Genomic DNA, 16,559 nt, shown 5'->3' with positions numbered 1-16,559 from the left:
CTACTCAAAAAACGAAAGGGTGAATTTTCTGAAAATTTATGATATTCTATGATAAAACACAGCGATAAAAAAATGATGTTCAGGAAAGGTGGGGTATTAATTATGAGCAAGGTATTAGTGGTATATTTCAGCGCCAGTGGGGTAACTGCGAAACTGGCAGAACGGCTTGCAAAGGCAATCGGAGCAGATTTGCATGAGATTCAGCCGGAGGTTCCTTATACAGAAGCAGACTTAAACTGGATGGATAAAAAGAGCCGCAGCAGTGTGGAAATGAATGACAAATCTTTCCGGCCGGCGGTGGCAAACAAAGTGGAGAACATGGAGCAGTACCAGGTGATTTTCACAGCCTTCCCTATTTGGTGGTATGTCGCCCCGACCATCGTAAACTCGTTTATGGAGCAGTATGACCTGACTGGAAAGATGATCATTCTCTTGGCTACTTCCGGCAGCAGTGGCATGGGGAACACAAATAAGGAACTGGCGGGTTCCTGTCCGGGAGCAGAGCTGAAAGAAGGAAAGCGGTTCCCTGCGGATGCCAGTGCGGAAGAACTCAAGGCTTGGGCAGAGGAATTTGGTATCTAAGATCAGATAAACAAACTTATCAATATAGACCCATAAAGTTATCTTTCAGGACAACAAATAATAAGAAATCTATGGTAACATCCTACCCGTAGTGGTAAATTGTTCTACAGGAAAGGGCGCGAAGCATGGAAAATGAAGTGTACGAGAAAGATTACGGCGAGGAATTCCGGAAGAGAAGTGAGAAGGCAAAGAGTCAGGACTTTTTAGACGCATTGAAGGATATTGGGTTCTTCCAGGCGTACAAAGAAGAAATGGATAAAATCCCAAAGAGTGTGGTCCCAAAGGAGAAAGCGGATTATGAGTACCTGCTTGGAGAATGTGATGCCTATGTGCGGCAGTTTGGCGGAAAGGTGCGGGGCGAGGTGGATTACCAGAAATGGCAGGCTACCATAGACCTGTATCAGTCGCATTTTGAGTTCTGTGACAGGGAGGCACTGACGCTGCTAAAAGAAATTGCAGAACGGGCGGAGAATGTGACGTTTTCGATTAAGGACCGGCTGTTGCGGATGACCGTATTCATTGGGTATTTTGATGAGGTGTATTAAGGGTGAGAGCATCTGTCAGTGTTGATGATGACTGGCGGGTGCTTTTTCATGAAGATATGGTATGGATAGTGCTTTAGAAAAAGTAATTAGGAAAGAAAGCCAGGTAGCTGCTAGGAGGGCAATCGCTGAGTTGTCGGCTTGAAAATATTGAAAAAGGGTATTGCATACTCAAAGAAATTGTGTATAATAAAACATAAACAAGAATAAACAAATGTAAATAAGCATAAATGAGCGGTGGTAGAAAGAATTATGTTTATGGAAGAAAGGCAAAAGGATATTGTAAAGAGAGTCAATGAGACTGGAAGAATTATGGTGTCCGAAATTCAGGAGCTATATCATATATCAGCAGATTGTGCCAGAAGAGATTTGAGGTTGTTAGAGAAAAAAGGGGTGTTACAGAGAACACATGGAGGAGCTATTACGATAGATCCAAAAAGAGTCTATCCGGAAAAAATGTATAATCCGAAAGATCTGCCAGAGATTAGAGAAGATTATATGGCAGTAGCAAAGTGTGCAATAAAATATATTAAAGAACATGATGTAATATATATTACCACTTCCTCTGTTGGATATTATATGGCTTTAAATCTGCCGGATGAATTAGAGATAACAGTTTTGACAAATTCGGTTACGATTGCAGATAACCTGAGAAAAAAGGAAAGTATTTCAGTTATCCTCCTGGGAGGGGAAATGTCTCACCGTGGCCATTGCCACGATTTTTATACAATCCAAATGGTAAAGAATATTCAGATTGATAAATCGTTTTTGTCCCACTCGGCTCTTTCAATAGAGTTTGGAGCTTCTATACACAGTAGTTCCGGAGTTGACTTTGGAAAAGCTGTTATGGAAAATAGTAAAATGAATATTGGGCTATATCCTTCTAAAAAAATAGGGTGGAATTCCATTCATTCTGTGTGCAAAATAGAGGATTATGATTTGTTAATAACAGATGAAAGGGTGTCAGAAGATTTTTTGGTACAAGCAGAGGATATTGGTATAAAAGTCCAAGTGGTAAATTTATAGAATAGGAGATCCTGCATATGTATTGTATATTGGTTACAGGAATTCCGGCTGCGGGAAAGAGTACAATGGCGGAAGTTTTAGCAGAGTATTTAGGCTTACCAGTTATTTCAAAAGATAAAATTAAAGAATTGCTGTATGATACGATTGGATTTCGTTCAAGAGAAGAAAAGGTTATGTTAGGTATTGCGGGCATGAATATCATGTATTATATGGCTGAACAGCTCATGAAAAGGGGACAATCCTTTATTTTAGAAAACAATTTTGAAAATGTATCAAAAGAGGGATTAGTTGCAATTCTTGAAAAATATTCATATAAAGCGATTACTGTTACTTTAACAGGAGATTATGAGAAAATATATCAACGCTTTTTAAAAAGAAATGATAGTCCGGACAGGCATCGGGGGCATATTGTAAATGATTGCTATCCTGAAAAATACAAAATAATTTTGTGGCATCGATTCCGTATGAAAGCTTTGTAAATGGAATTGTTAATAGGGGTATGGACAGTTTTGTAGCAAATGGCCCACACATTATTTTGGATACAACGGATTTTACCCGGATTGATAAAGAAAAGTTGTTGCAGCAAATCGTGGATTGCAGGGAGGAAATCATGCATGGTTGATGCTCATGTTCATTTAGAAAAAGGGAAATATTGTGTTGAGTGGATACAGGAATTTATACGATATGCTTTAGTGAGGGATATTGATGAAATATATTTTCTGGAACACACTCATATTTTTAAAGAATGTCAGAGTCTGTATGATGAAATGTCACATTACAATGCATATCAAAATCAATGGTATAGAAAAAAACTTGAAGCAGCACGACCATTGAAAGAATATACGGATTTCATAGAAAATATGAAGAAAGAGCAGTTTCCAATCAGGATAAAATTTGGATTAGAGGTTTGTTATTCTCCAGGGCATGAAGAGGATATAAAAAGAATTAAGGGAACGTATCCTTTTGATTTCCTTGTTGGTTCGATTCATTTTATTGATGGATGGGCATTCAGCCATATGAAGCAACCATGGAAGAAAGAAGATTATGATTTGAATTCATTATATCAGCGTTATTATAATTTAATGCGTACATTAGTGAAAAGTAAGCTGTTCACCGGGTTGGCACATCCGAATTCTTTGCAGTGTTTTGGCGCATATCCAGTTAATAACTATGACGTAGAATATAATGAACTTGCAGCTGCATTAAAAGAAAATCATATGTACATTGAGGAAAGCAGTGGTCTGGCAATCAATTATTGTGATTCCAGGTTGGGGATGAACAAAGAAATGTTAAAAGCTATGCAAAAGAATTATGTACGGATATTAACAGCTTCGGACGCACATGTTCCGCAAAATGTTGGCAGGCTAATACGTGAAATGGAAGAGTTACTTGCTGATTAGTAGTAAAAAGTTAGCAATACAAGCTGGAATTTAGGGGGGTATACTTGTGAACATACGGAAATTTCAAGATACGGATGCAGACGAAGTTTCTGCATTAATTGTAACAACTCTTAGGACAACGAATATAAAAGATTATTCCTTCGAATACATTGAAAATGAAGTGAAGATTTTACAGCCTCATAATATATTGGAGCGTGCAAAGTGGACACATTTTTATGTCGTGTGCGACCAACATAAAATCGTTGGTTGCGGGGCAATCGGACCCTACTGGGACAAGGAAGATGAAAGCAGCCTGTTCACCATTTTTGTTTTGCCTGAATATCAAGGAAAAGGAATTGGAAGAAAAATTATTGAAACACTTGAACGGGATGAATATTTTTTGAGATCAAAAAGAATCGAGATTCCGGCATCTATTACGGGAACGCCTTTTTATAGAAAGATGGGATATGATTATAAAAACCACATTCGAGTACCTGACAAAGAAGGTTTATTGAGATTGGAAAAGTATCGGTAAATTTCAGCTTTTGGAGGTCTATGAAAGCTGGAAATGGAACTTTCAAAAGATGATTTAATAGAAGCTGGATTTAACGTGATTCGGAAATTGTAAGGATAACTTTGATTTTATGGAGACTTGGGAATGAAAGATTTTATTTTTATCACTGGAGCAAGCGGAATAGGAAAAACTACGTTAGCTGACGGATTGCTTAGGCATTATAAAACCACTTGTATAGAACAGCATATGATACCCGAATTTATATCACGGGATGGTTCTGAGCCAATGACCGGGGAACTTGAAGAACTTACCTGTTGGGAAAATCAGGTGGCGATGTTGTTTTGCTTTCATAGGCTAGGCTATAAAAATATTATTGCTTCTGACATCGACGATTTGAGAACAGCGGATATTCCTGTTGTATTTAAAGGAACAGACTTTGTAACGATAAAGCTTATATGCAGTGATTTGCATCAAATTCAAGAGCAAATGAGAAATCGCCCTAATAATGGTCTTATAGATTTTGAACTGCAGAAAAAAATGAACGAAAAAAATATTAAGCGAAGCCCTCTTATCAATGAAGTAGAAATTGATGTTGCTGGTAAATCAATCAGCGAAGTACTTGAACAAGCCATAAATATTGTTGAGACTACACCAATCCAGCTTGACTATGAATATATAAAACCACCAAAAAAATTGTTCTATTCATGGGTTTTTGCAAATGACTTAAGGTAAATATTTGCAGTAGAAAAGTAAAATTTGGAATTTGATGCACAGGAAGGAAATAGAAATGGACATAAAAGAAATAGAGAAACTCCTTACATCAGGAAACATAAAGCGGTTTGCAATGAGGCTTTTGGAGGAATGGGAGGCGGGAAAGACCTAACTGATGAAGAAATTCGGAAGGGCGCCGTGCATTCTCCTGATATGAGAGTCCATTCGCCAGATGAAAGAAAGACAGCAGTCATATTTACTGATATGATAAGAAAAAAGAAGAGGGAGAAAAGAAATGAGAAACCTTTTTTTGAGCTCCAGTGGCTTAAATAATAAGACCGCGAAATTACTTTGGGAGTGTATCGATAAAGAACCCAAAAACACAAAAGTGATTTTTGTACCATCTGCCGCAGTGGAAAATGATGGTGCAAGGGAAGGAATTATTATATGCATGGAACGACTTATGAGCATGGGAATTCCACTCAATAATATCCTTCTGTATGATTTGGCGCTTCTGCTTTCCGACGGATATGAAAGGACATATTCAAGCTATGTTAACAACATACCCGCACAGATTCGTTTGATGAGCGCGGAGGAACTTGTCCAGTATGATATCATTGTTTTTTGTGGAGGAAATGCCGCAGCACTTTTGCAAGAAATAAATAGAACCGGGTTTTCGGAGCCGCTTAAGCAGGCGGTAGAGTGCGGCTTGGTATATCTCGGAATCAGCGCGGGCAGCATGGTCGCTGCTGGAAATTTTGCTGATGGACTAGGGTATTTAACAAATCCATTGATTCCACACGCTGAAAAGGGAAATTCTTGTGGAGAAGTGCCTAAGAATGGGGTGATTGAATTGGCCGATGGTCAAGTTGTATTCATTCACGGAGAACATCAAGAAGTTGTTTACTAACTTCCAGTTGATTGGGCTAAAACAAAAACTGCGAATCGGTATCATTAGGGAGGGCTGTTCAAATGAAAATAGACAGACTGTTGGAAATTGTTATTTATCTTTTGAATCATGAGAATGTTTCCGCCAGAGATCTGGGGGAACGGTTCCATGTTTCTGTCCGAACTATACAGAGAGATATGGTCAGCATTGCAGAAGCAGGGATTCCTGTATATTCTAACCAGGGAAAGAGCGGGGGATATTCCATTTTGCCGTCATATAAGGTTAGAAACTGTAATATCCATCAGGAAGAACAGCAGTTGATTCAGCAGGCACTGGAAAGCCTGGCAACCTCATATGCAAATGAAACGCTGGCAGGTTTAATTGAAAAGTATCATGTACTTCTGGACAGGGATCAGGAGCAGAGTATCTTTTTTGATTTTGGAATCGCCAGGGAGAATCAACAGGTGCAAAAGGTGAATCAGATGCTGAAACGGGCAATTGAGACAAAGGCACTGGTTGAATTTTTCTACAGGGATGCGCAGGGAAAAGAAACACAGCGGTTGGTTGAACCTCTTGCTATCCAGTATAAATGGTATTCCTGGTATTTATTTGCATGGTCTGTTCCACAGGAGGCGTATCGTACCTTTAAAGTTGCACGAATCCGCAAGCCTCAAATTACATCGGGAAAGTCTGACAGAAAGCATCCGGCGGTAAAGGAGCTTATGGAGCAGTCAGACAGGGCATATGGTGAAACTTGTATTACACTGGAGGTAGCGTTTGATAAGAAAGATACGTGCTTGATGGAAGAGTACTTTCCGGACAGCCAAATAGAAGAACGGTCGGAGGAAAAATCAAGAATATGGATTCAGGTTCCGCCTGGAGAACGCTCGTGGAAAGCCCTGCTTTTGAGTATGGGAAACCGTGTGGAAGTCATTTCTCCGGAAGCCTGCCGAAATGAACTGATCGAGACTGCTCAAAAATTTTTATCTAATTACGACATATAGCTGTCGCAGAAGTATGGTATGATGGAGATGTTCTATGGCACATGGAGTATTCTGCGCGTATGGCGGAAGGTAAAAAAGAGAGGATCATAAGATGAGTGAATTTGTAAAAGCGTTGCCTGGAGATCAGGGAACTTTTGAGGATGTGTATCAGGATTGTCCGGTTTTTGACGATGGAAATTACTGCTTACGTCTGGTCGCAGAAAGTGATGCGGAGGATTTGCTGAAGGTTTATTCGGACGGGAAGGCGGTTCCTTTTTTCAACAGTGATAATTGCGGTGGGGATGACTTCCATTATACATCCCTGGAAAGGATGAGGGAGGCAGTCAGCTACTGGCTTTGGGAGTATGAAAGAAGAGGGTTTGTGAGATGGAGTATTTTCAGCCATAAAGAGGAAGAAGTCATAGGAACGGTTGAATTATTCCACAGGGATGCTGAGGATTATTTCACAGACTGCGGGCTGCTGCGTCTGGATCTGCGAAGTGATTATGAAAAAGCAGATGTGATAAAGGAAATTTTACAACAGATAGGCACTCCGGCGTTTGACATGTTTTCCTGCCGGATGCTGGCAACGAAAGCAGTTCCAACCGCAAAAGAACGTATTCAGGCATTGGCGGTACTGGGGTTTGAAGAATCAGATCAGGCTCTGACCGGACATGATGGCAGTCAGTATAAATACTATTGGGTTCTCAATAAGAAATAGGAAACTACTAATCCGGATAATTGACCGAACAGAAAGGAAGATGGATATGGAACCGGAACTCATTAGACTAGAGGAATTGCATATAAACGAATTAACAAAAATAATGGAGCGGGCTTTTGATGAAGATACAAAAATACATCTTGATGAGGAAAAAGGTGGACCTGATGGATATGATAATGGTAATTTTTTGAGAAAATGGGGATTGCATAAAAATGCTTCTTCATATTGCATTTTCTTGAATGAACAGTTAATTGGCGGGGTGATTCTTTGGATAAATCAAGATAATAACAATTTCTTAGGGAATATCTTTATTGATCCGGTTTATGAAAATCAAGGATTAGGCACAAAAGTGTGGAATATGATTGAAAAATTATATCCTGATACAAAGACTTGGAATACTGAAACGCCTATTTTTTCAAGCAGAAATCATAATTTCTATGTCAATAAGTGCGGTTTTCATATTATTAAAATTGATAATCCTAAAAATAGGCTGGAGGGTCAATATAAAATGCAGAAAGCGATGAAATAAAATTCAACAATTTTTGTATATGTAAGGGTAGTCTATTCTATGGAATTGTACATATCAGGCAGGTGATGGGAATGAAAATTATATATACCGATAAAAGAGTGTTTTCAGCAAATGATATAAAAGAGATATTTCAATCCGTTGGCTGGTTGTCTGCTAATTATCCAGAGCGTGTGAAAAAGGCACTTGATAACTGCGAGACAGTTTTTACCGCATGGGACGGCGGATATTTAGTGGGACTTATTAATGCTATTGATGATGGCGAACTAACCGCATATATTCATTACTTATGCGTAAATCCTTTATATCAGGGTCGTGGAATTGGCAGAGAACTGCTACGTAGAATTAAGGAGAAATATAGCAAATATTTATACATTATTCTGATTGCAGAAAACGAAAAACTTGTAATATATTATAGACAAAATGGGTTTGAATATATTGACGGAAGATATGTGTTTGCTATTCGTAATGAAGAGTAAAGAACTTATAAAAATTTTACGGGAGGTACTACTGTGAAAGAAAGTAGGTTCGGGCATATCTATTTTGAATAAATCGGTCGGATTCCACGCTTCGCCAGTAGACAGCATCTGGTAGACAGCAGTCAGGAGCATCCGGGCGATGGCAATGATGGCTCTTTTCTTGCCACGGCGTTTTGTGATTCGTTCATATTTGGTTTTGTAGTAAGAAGATTTATCAGATTTCACGGCTGCATGAGCAACTTGTACTAATGCAGGTTTGAGGTAGACACCGGCACGTGTTATTCTGACAGATTTCTTCTTGTCAGCGGATTCATTGTTGCCAGGTGTTAATCCTGCCCAGCAGCATAAACGTTTGGAATTAGAAAACTGAGCCATATCGGTACCAATTTCAGAGATAATCGTGACAGCACTATTACGGTCAACACCTGGAATGGTACACAGTAACTGGACAGCATTTTCATAGGGTGCAATCAAAGAATCAGTCATAGTGTCTATATCATTTATTGTAGATGTGATATAATCCATATGTGCGCGGACGAGGCGCATACGATATTTTTGGGAATCAGTCATCTGGTACCCTTCGATGGATTCAATGACACGGTCAGACTTCTTCTTCAGGGAGCGAAGCAGTCTGGAAGCTATTTCTTCGTGGTTGATGGAATTGTCGGATTGCTCGATTAGGTAATCAATAACAGAAGTGGCTGATTTCCCAAAGATATCAGAAACAACCGAATCTAATGCGACATTACAAACAGTAAGCGCATTCTGATATCTGTTCTTTTCACTGGAACGGCAGGAAGTCAGCTTGTAACGGTATCTTGTGAATTCACGCAGGATACGAATCGGTTTACAAGGGATATAACTTCCGGGAACCAGACCTAACCGAAACAAATCCCCAATCCATTTGGAATCCTTAGTATCGTCCTTATTACCTTTGACAGCTTTTACCCATTTGGGATTAGCGATGGTGACGTTGATTTCGTCTTCCAAAAGGTTAAATACAGGAACCCAGTATTTTCCAGTGGATTCCATACAAACATCACGGCATTGGTTTTCAATCAACCATTCTTTGAATTGCAGGATAGAATTGTTGAAGGTGGAGAAACGCTTCTTGTGATAAGAAGGTTCGACTCCGGAAGTAGTTTTAATGATTGTGGCAACGAGAAAAGATTTGTGTACATGGACACCACAACAGGTTTGATAAACAACTTTCATGGTCAAAACTCCTTTCAAATTAAAATGATAAGAAGCCATTGACTGTTCCACCACACATTTAACAGAGAAGTTAAAACAATTCTTACTGTACGGTCTTGCGAGCCACTTATTTGTGCTTGAAAGATGGAACTTACACTGATTTAAATGCTGTCTAAAACAAAGAAAGTCTTTACGACTCACCTCCCCGTGCTTTGTAGTGTAGCTTCTTAAGAATTATTTTATCAGAAATGTGGAGGGGTTGAAGGCTTTCATTACTATTTGTGCCGCCGACTTGGCGGCGGAATGGAGATTTAAATGAATAAAATAACTTGTATATGTTTGGGCGTAAAAAGTATGGAGAAAGCAATAAAATTTTACAGGGATGGTTTAGGTTATAAAACGGATTGCAGAGAAGACAATCCATATGTATGCTTTTTCGATACGCCAGGAACAAAATTTGAATTGTTTCCTTTGGATTTGTTGGTGAAAGATATAAATGAAGATAATCCGCCCAAAATTGGAGACGGATTTGGTGGCATTACATTAGCGTATAATGTGGAAAACAAGGATGAAGTCGATAAAATAATTGAATTAGCCAGAAAAGCAGGAGGAACAATTGTAAAAGAACCTCAGGATGTATTTTGGGGTGGTTATCATGCATATTTCAAAGATTTGGACGGATATTACTGGGAAGTTGCTTGGGGACCTGATTTTAAGTATGATGAAAAAGGTATGTTGCAATTTTAAGTACCAATTTGCAGGTGTGTTATATGTTGACCATTCAAGATGATATGAACAGTTACCTTGCCTTTTCGCACTATATTGATGGGGATGAACCAGGTGTACAAAGAAAAGCCATGGAACTAAAAGAATCCAACGGGTGTGAAATCGAGCTGGCAAAGGCCACTTACTATTTTGTTAGAGATGAAATTAAGCATTCATGGGATGTCCAGGATAGAAGAGTTACGGTAACGGCCTCAGATGTATTAAGAGAGGGTGTTGGTATTTGTTGGGCAAAAGCTAACCTATTGGCTGCACTATTAAGAGCCAATGGTATTCCTTCTGGAATATGCTATCAAAGGCTTACATTAGGCGATACGCCAGAGACTGGATATTGTATCCATGCCCTAAATGCCATTTATCTAAAATCCATTGATAAATGGATTCGTATAGATGCAAGAGGAAACAAAGATGGTATACAAGCAGACTTTTCTATTGATGATGAATGTTTGGCTTTCTCCATTCGGAAGGAGTATGACGAGATAGATTATAATACCGTGTATGCTGAACCGTTACCAAAGACAGTGGATATTCTTGAAAATAGTACAGATGCATTATATATGTATCTGCATTTGCTGCCCGAAAGAATTTGCTAACTTCCAGTTGATCGGGCTAAAACAAAAACTGGGTAACAGCGTTTTGCTAGATGGGGATTGGTGTTGGGACATGCATCCTTTTTAGGTGACTCTAGAGACGAAAAAGGTTGTTCTGGAGAGCACTACTTTTCTTTTGAATAATTTTATCTGCTGTCCGGAATATGAAAATGTTATCTTCTGCTAGGTTATGAGCAGGGAATCATAGATGAAATATTATCGAAGCTGAAAACAAGTGGATGCCTGATACATAATATTTCGCTGGTGTGCAGTTCGGAGGAATTAAGAAAACAGTTACAGAAGGATGTGGATGCCAATATCCGGACGTAGGATGTAATTCCAAGAAGTATCGCAAGGTTGGTCTGTACTGGAAGATAGATACAGAAAAAATAGATGTTTCCCACATGATGCCAGAGTAGACGGTAAAGCAGATGATGGAAATTGCGAATGGAGAACTGTGAGGTGCGCGCTGTCCGCAAGAAGGACAGAAGCTGTGGGGATGTGTATCAGGATTGCCCGGTTTTTGACGATGGAAAATACTGCTTACGTCTGGTCGCAGAAAGTGATGCGGAAGATTTGCTGAAGGTTTATTCGGAAGAGAAGGCGGTTCCTTTTTTCAACAGTGATAATTGCGGTGGGGATGACTTCCATTATACATCCCTGGAAAGGATGAGGGAGGCAGTCAGCTACTGGCTTTGGGAGTATGAAAGAAGAGGATTTGTGAGATGGAGTATTTTCAGCCATAAAGAGGAAGAAGTTATAGGAACGGTTGAATTATTCCACAGGGATGCTGAGGATTATTTCACAGACTGCGGGCTGCTGCGTCTGGATCTGCGAAGTGATTATGAAAAAGCAGATGTGATAAAGGAAATTTTACAACAGATAGGCACTCCGGCGTTTGACATGTTTTCCTGCCGGATGCTGGCAACGAAAGCAGTTCCAACCGCAAAAGAACGTATTCAGGCATTGGCGGTACTGGGGTTTGAAGAATCAGATCAGGCGCTGACCGGACATGATGGCACTCAGTATAAATACTATTGGGTTCTTAATAAGAAATAGGAAACATTATGGATTAATTCTGTTGCTACAGTATGATGACGGGTTCTGCCGTTTTCTGTATTAGCGGTGGGAGGGCAAATGGACAGAATTTATTTTACGAAAAAACAGGCGCGGCAGTTTTTGTTATTAAAGCATGGCTTGCTGGGGGATTACAAATTTGTTGGAAAAGAAGGAATCCTTTCTTTTATCCGGCAGGCAGGATGCATTCAGTTTGATCCGGTGGATGTCTGTGGCAGAAATGCGGATCTGGTTTTGCAGTCCAGAATCAAAGACTATCAAAAGACGATGCTTTATGAGCTTTTATATATTGACCGGAAACTGGTGGATTATTTTGATAAAAATCTCGCGATTCTTCCAATAGAAAACTGGAAATATTTTGGCCGGGAGCGGCAGGCTCACCGAAGCTGGGAGAGAAGCCATACAGAAATTTTGGAGGTACAGGAACGGGTGCGTGAGGAAATTGCACGGCGGGGACCACTGTGCAGCGCAGATTTGGACATAGCGGGAAAGGTTTCCTGGTATTGGAGTGATACCAAGCTGTCGAGAGCGGCGTTGGAACATATGTATTTTGTCGGAGAACTGGGAATCCATCATAAGAGCGGAACATTGAAATATTATGATCTGATTGAAAAATGCATTCCGGCAGAATTTTTGAATCAACCAGAGCCTTATCTTTCGGATTTTGATTATAGAAAATGGCTGGTGTCAGAGCGCATTGGTTCGGTGGGACTTTTGTGGAACCATGCTTCTGACGCATGGCTGGGTATACAGGGACTTAAGGCTGCACAGAGAAATGCTATATTCGAGATGCTGTTAAAAGAAGAGAAGATTATTGAAGTAAAAGTGGAAGAGATTGGGGAGCCGTTGTATTGCCGCAGGGAGGATGCAGGACTTGCAGAATTTATATTGAAAAATCCCCCGATGAAAAAGCGCTGTGAATTTATTGCACCGCTGGATAATCTGATCTGGGACAGGAAGCTTATAGGAGCAGTTTTTGATTTTTCTTATAAATGGGAAATCTATACGCCGAAGCAGCAGCGTAAATATGGTTATTATGTTTTGCCGATTCTCTATGGAGACAGATTTGCAGGCAGGATAGAAATGGCTTATGATAAAAAGCAGGGAAAGCTGGAACTAAAAAATATCTGGTATGAGCCGGACTTGCGTCTGACTGTTGGACGGCAAATTGAAGGAGACATAAACGGCGAATTATTTTTCTGATTTTTATCCCGTTGACTGCGCAGTGCAACCTGCAAATGCATTCTTCTATCAAAAACGCGGCACGCTGTTGGCAACAGGGAGACTGCTCTGAAATACAAAGAGCTGTGGAATCCATTGTGGGATCCACAGCCCATGTAAAATTCGTAATCTTTCAAATATTATCAGCCAGGGCAGGCAGATACACCAGGGCGGTGGCCACGGTTACTGCGTCTACCTTCCGCATCAGACTGCGGAGCCTTTCTTCGTTCCAGAAGATATCGGAGAAATCAGATAATTCGCACCCGATATCATGGTTGGGGATGCACAGGTAATTCCCATATTTATGCCGCCCGGCAAGGATGTGGAAGTAAGTCCCTCTCCCGCTGATTTCTGCTTCGTACTGGCCGGGAAGTTTCCGCAGCAGCGTAAGTTTTCCAGTCCAGCATTCTTTCCGTGAACCGTGCCTGAGAATACAGGTGTATTCCATAAACAGTACCCCTCCTTCCTTAGCCGAGGTTCTGGCTGCTGACGGAAGCCAGGATGACCTCTGTATCAATGACCTTCTTTTCCATCTGTGCCCCAAGTGTCAGCGCGTTGGTCATCAGGTTATCAACAAGCCTGGGACTGCCCTGGGAGTGGCTGTGGACAGCACACAGGGCTGCATGGTCAATAATGGAGGAAGCTCCGCCAGCACAGGCGATCTTGTGGAGGACATACTGCCCGACTTCCGAATCGGAGAGCCCGGAGAAGTTATAGTGGACGGTAACACGCTGCCGCAGTGCCTCATGGACGGGCTTTTTGAGCGTATTGTTCAGATGGGGCTCCCCACAGAGTATGAGAGTAAAGCAGTTGAGGGAATCATAGCCGTAATTCATGAGCATCTTGATATCCTCCAGAATGCCGGTAGAGAGATACTGTGCCTCATCGATGGCAAGGAGGAGGGGCTGCTTCTTTTCACGGTAGAGATAGAGGACCTGCTCCTGGATCGCCCGGAACATGCCGGGTTTGCCGCCTTTGGGTTCTATACCAAGCGTAGAACAGAACTGGCGGTAGAACTCCATGACACTGACGGTAGAGAGGCAGAGATACTCCATGTGGTAAAGATTCGGGTTCAGGCTTTTGGCAAAACAGCGCAGTGCGAAGGACTTGCCCATGCCGGGGCGTGCGGTGAACAGCCCGATGCCCCTGGTATCCTTGAGGTAGTCCAGCCGTGAGAGCATCTCCGAGATGTCTTTCGAGAGGAAACGGTCCTTCTCAGAGGCCATCTGTTTGTCAAAAGGGTTGAAGGCCAGCCCATAGTAAGTGCGGAACATCAGCAGGCACCTCCTATCTTTGAATAATCAATAGAAGGGGTGTTGTTACGTTTTGTCCTGCAGTTTTCATTTTTATCTGTCGGCCGGATGGGATAATGCTCCCCCTCATAAAGGATGTAGGCAGAGGACATATCGTCGGGAAGGAAGCGGATCTCAACTTTGGATGAGATGAACTGCATGGGGACGTCATAGGAGACCTTGTCGATGGAGACAGTGGAATCCTTATTCACCTTCCTGTTGATGCGGTTTAAGAAACATTCCTCCAGCCATTCCCTGGACTTTGGCATCTGTATGGCACAGCGCGTCTTCTGGTAACGTTCCATGGGGGTACAGCCGATGCCGGAATGCATGGAAGTATTGTAGGTGCGGATATAGTCCCGCAGGAGGGAATTGAACTGTGCCAGGGACGTGATGGAATCCATGTCCAGCGTATAAAGCCAGGTCTCCTTGAATGTCCTGAACTGGCGTTCGATCTTGGCCTTGCTGGCGCCGTCCCGCACTTTTGTATGAAGGAGGACCGTGCCGATGGAGCCGCAGATCAGGGAGAGCTGTTCATTTGAGTAGCTGCAGCCATTGTCGACATAGAGTTTCGCCGGAATGCCGTGGGAGGCAACTGCGTTTTTTAAAACTTTCTGGAAGTTATAGGCGTTATCGTTATAAAAAAGGCCGCCGCCCACCAGGAAACGCGAGTGGTCATCAATGATCATAATGCAGTAAACCCTCCTGCGCTGCCCGCCTTCCGTGATATAAGGGAGGTAACAGGTATCCGCCTGCCACATTTTCCCAAAGGCATCTTCCTCAAAAGCTTTCCTGTCCCTCATAGATGGATTGCGCGCCGACTTCAGGTCATGCTTTTTCACGAAGCGCTGGACGGCGCAGACGCTGACAGAGGCGGGGATAAAAGCTTCCTCCACAAGATGGCGGTGGATCTGGGTTGCGTTTAAGCGTGGGAAAGCCTCTTTCAGCCGGTAGATCTCTTCAATGGCCGTGTCCGGCAAGGCGCGTGTGGAGCCTTTGTCGGAACGTTCCCGGGGCATGAGCGCGTCAATGCCGCCATTCTGGTAAAGAGAGGCCCACTTGCTGAGGGTCTTGGGGCTGTACTGGAATACAGAGCCGTCAGGCAGGGTGAGGGGTTTTTCCGTTACCCGCTGGTAATAGGCGTTTCTGGACGCATCCGGATAAAGGCCATGGATGACCGGTGCAATGAGTGCGAGCCGGAACTGTGCCATAGCAGATGCGTCTGAAAAGTTTTTGGTGTTGTAATGCATAAAAAAATCCTCCTTTACTGTTTTCTATCAGCATATAGGAAGAACAGCCTGGAGACCATCCCTGTGTTATGTGGTGTCTGGGAAACGGTTCAGGGGCCGAACTGCTGTTGGCAGTAAGCCGCCGGATTTCTGTGGGACTGGAGGAAGGAGACAGAGAAGCGGCGGACAAAACCGGATGCAAAGCCGGAATAAGCGGGCATCCGAAAAAGGCCTTTCAGGAAAGAGAGGCCGGAGGACTCCCTGGAAGAGAGAAGGCCCAGCCACTCTTCCTTCTGCTTTTTGAACAGGGAAAGCCAATGGTAGAGCTGGTTTTGGTTAATACAGAAGCGTGCGCAGATTTTTTCTACGGAAGCAAGCCGAAGGAAATATTCCGCCAGGACACGGAGGATAAAGAAAAGGCCGTAGGAGGAATAAGGGATGATGAAATCCGGAAGGATGGCATGGGTATGGCCGCAGGAACAGACAAGGCGCAGGATACAGAGGCTGTGCCAGACAGGCTTTCCACCAACGAAATCAGCCAGGGAACGTTCATAATAGGCATGGACGGAACAAGCTCCCTTTGCCCCACAACAGGGGCAGGTCTGTAGTTCAGGCCGGAAACCGTCCATGAAGGAGTCAAAAAGCTTTTTTGATGAAGATTTTATACGAATTAACTTGCAAAACAGGGAATTATTTCTTATCATAATAAATGTCAGTGATGCCAAAGCCTCATGAGTGGGACATGATCCCGTATATGGCAGGTATGCTGGTGTATGAGAGAAAGAACGAACTGTAGGAGGGGCTGTTCTTTCTCTTTTTTG

Annotated in this window: 21 protein-coding genes and 1 pseudogene; 17 read left to right on the top strand and 5 right to left on the bottom strand. The window is 42.1% G+C overall.

Annotated elements, in window-relative coordinates; all coding sequences use genetic code 11:
• Nucleotides 1-102 precede the first annotated feature (102 nt).
• The 13 genes from ABXS75_13590 to ABXS75_13530 all read left to right on the top strand — a co-directional run bounded on the left by ABXS75_13590 (nt 103) and on the right by ABXS75_13530 (nt 8,352).
• Nucleotides 103-582 carry a flavodoxin gene (locus ABXS75_13590; protein XCP84098.1) on the top strand — a complete coding sequence of 160 codons (480 nt, stop codon included), beginning with the start codon at nt 103-105 and terminating at the stop codon, nt 580-582.
• A 125-nt stretch (nt 583-707) separates the two neighbouring features.
• Complete coding sequence (locus ABXS75_13585; protein ID XCP84097.1) at nt 708-1,127, top strand: hypothetical protein; 420 nt, start codon at nt 708-710, stop codon at nt 1,125-1,127.
• A gap of 249 nt (nt 1,128-1,376) precedes the next feature.
• The gene (locus ABXS75_13580) at nt 1,377-2,150 is read left to right on the top strand and encodes a DeoR/GlpR family DNA-binding transcription regulator (protein XCP84096.1); all 774 of its coding nucleotides are present in this window, start codon (nt 1,377-1,379) and stop codon (nt 2,148-2,150) included.
• Nucleotides 2,151-2,167: 17 nt separating this feature from the next.
• Nucleotides 2,168-2,629, top strand: coding sequence for an AAA family ATPase (locus ABXS75_13575; GenBank protein ID XCP84095.1), 462 nt, complete (start codon nt 2,168-2,170; stop codon nt 2,627-2,629).
• 135 nt (nt 2,630-2,764) lie between these two features.
• Complete coding sequence (locus ABXS75_13570) at nt 2,765-3,550, top strand: PHP domain-containing protein (protein XCP84094.1); 786 nt, start codon at nt 2,765-2,767, stop codon at nt 3,548-3,550.
• A gap of 46 nt (nt 3,551-3,596) precedes the next feature.
• Complete coding sequence (locus ABXS75_13565) at nt 3,597-4,064, top strand: GNAT family N-acetyltransferase (GenBank protein XCP84093.1); 468 nt, start codon at nt 3,597-3,599, stop codon at nt 4,062-4,064.
• A gap of 123 nt (nt 4,065-4,187) precedes the next feature.
• Nucleotides 4,188-4,775: a hypothetical protein gene (locus ABXS75_13560; protein XCP84092.1), complete on the top strand. Its 588-nt coding sequence runs from the start codon at nt 4,188-4,190 to the stop codon at nt 4,773-4,775.
• A 24-nt stretch (nt 4,776-4,799) separates the two neighbouring features.
• A complete protein-coding gene (locus tag ABXS75_13555; protein ID XCP84091.1) occupies nt 4,800-5,087 on the top strand; it encodes a hypothetical protein in 288 nt (95 codons plus the stop codon).
• Nucleotides 5,050-5,664, top strand: coding sequence for a Type 1 glutamine amidotransferase-like domain-containing protein (locus tag ABXS75_13550; GenBank protein XCP84090.1), 615 nt, complete (start codon nt 5,050-5,052; stop codon nt 5,662-5,664). Before ABXS75_13555 ends, ABXS75_13550 begins: the two co-directional genes overlap by 38 nt.
• Nucleotides 5,665-5,726: 62 nt before the next feature.
• On the top strand, nt 5,727-6,647 hold the full coding sequence (locus tag ABXS75_13545; GenBank protein ID XCP84089.1) for a YafY family protein: 921 nt from the start codon (nt 5,727-5,729) through the stop codon (nt 6,645-6,647).
• Between the two features lie 91 nt (nt 6,648-6,738).
• Nucleotides 6,739-7,347 (top strand): GNAT family N-acetyltransferase, encoded by a 609-nt coding sequence (locus ABXS75_13540; GenBank protein ID XCP84088.1) that lies wholly within the window; start codon nt 6,739-6,741, stop codon nt 7,345-7,347.
• A 46-nt stretch (nt 7,348-7,393) separates the two neighbouring features.
• Nucleotides 7,394-7,876 (top strand): GNAT family N-acetyltransferase, encoded by a 483-nt coding sequence (locus ABXS75_13535; protein XCP84087.1) that lies wholly within the window; start codon nt 7,394-7,396, stop codon nt 7,874-7,876.
• A gap of 65 nt (nt 7,877-7,941) precedes the next feature.
• Nucleotides 7,942-8,352, top strand: coding sequence for a GNAT family N-acetyltransferase (locus ABXS75_13530; GenBank protein ID XCP84086.1), 411 nt, complete (start codon nt 7,942-7,944; stop codon nt 8,350-8,352).
• 51 nt (nt 8,353-8,403) lie between these two features.
• On the opposite strand, the pseudogene ABXS75_13525 reads toward ABXS75_13530, so the two are convergent.
• Nucleotides 8,404-9,567 (bottom strand): annotated as a pseudogene (locus tag ABXS75_13525) (IS110 family transposase).
• Between the two features lie 294 nt (nt 9,568-9,861).
• Between ABXS75_13525 and ABXS75_13520 the strand changes: the two are divergent.
• From ABXS75_13520 to ABXS75_13505, 4 genes are all read left to right on the top strand, one after another.
• Nucleotides 9,862-10,293 (top strand): VOC family protein, encoded by a 432-nt coding sequence (locus ABXS75_13520; protein ID XCP84085.1) that lies wholly within the window; start codon nt 9,862-9,864, stop codon nt 10,291-10,293.
• 23 nt (nt 10,294-10,316) lie between these two features.
• On the top strand, nt 10,317-10,922 hold the full coding sequence (locus ABXS75_13515; protein ID XCP84084.1) for a transglutaminase family protein: 606 nt from the start codon (nt 10,317-10,319) through the stop codon (nt 10,920-10,922).
• A gap of 444 nt (nt 10,923-11,366) precedes the next feature.
• A complete protein-coding gene (locus ABXS75_13510) occupies nt 11,367-11,978 on the top strand; it encodes a GNAT family N-acetyltransferase (GenBank protein XCP84083.1) in 612 nt (203 codons plus the stop codon).
• A gap of 78 nt (nt 11,979-12,056) precedes the next feature.
• Complete coding sequence (locus ABXS75_13505) at nt 12,057-13,199, top strand: crosslink repair DNA glycosylase YcaQ family protein (protein ID XCP84082.1); 1,143 nt, start codon at nt 12,057-12,059, stop codon at nt 13,197-13,199.
• Between the two features lie 151 nt (nt 13,200-13,350).
• On the opposite strand, the gene ABXS75_13500 is transcribed toward ABXS75_13505, so the two are convergent.
• The 4 genes from ABXS75_13500 to ABXS75_13485 form a co-directional block, all read right to left on the bottom strand.
• Nucleotides 13,351-13,665 carry a DUF6618 family protein gene (locus tag ABXS75_13500; GenBank protein XCP84081.1) on the bottom strand — a complete coding sequence of 105 codons (315 nt, stop codon included), beginning with the start codon at nt 13,663-13,665 and terminating at the stop codon, nt 13,351-13,353.
• A 19-nt stretch (nt 13,666-13,684) separates the two neighbouring features.
• A complete protein-coding gene (locus ABXS75_13495) occupies nt 13,685-14,491 on the bottom strand; it encodes an AAA family ATPase (GenBank protein XCP84080.1) in 807 nt (268 codons plus the stop codon).
• Complete coding sequence (locus ABXS75_13490) at nt 14,491-15,759, bottom strand: DDE-type integrase/transposase/recombinase (GenBank protein ID XCP84079.1); 1,269 nt, start codon at nt 15,757-15,759, stop codon at nt 14,491-14,493. Before ABXS75_13490 ends, ABXS75_13495 begins: the two co-directional genes overlap by 1 nt.
• An 89-nt stretch (nt 15,760-15,848) precedes the next feature.
• Nucleotides 15,849-16,367 carry a DUF6431 domain-containing protein gene (locus tag ABXS75_13485; protein XCP84078.1) on the bottom strand — a complete coding sequence of 173 codons (519 nt, stop codon included), beginning with the start codon at nt 16,365-16,367 and terminating at the stop codon, nt 15,849-15,851.
• Between the last annotated feature and the right edge of the window lie 192 nt (nt 16,368-16,559).

The organism is Roseburia hominis (assembly GCA_040702975.1).
GTDB classification, from domain to species: Bacteria; Bacillota; Clostridia; order Lachnospirales; family Lachnospiraceae; genus Allocoprococcus; species Allocoprococcus hominis_A.
The sequence above is the reverse complement of the archived record's forward strand: the minus strand, read 5'-3'. Positions and strand labels throughout refer to the sequence as shown.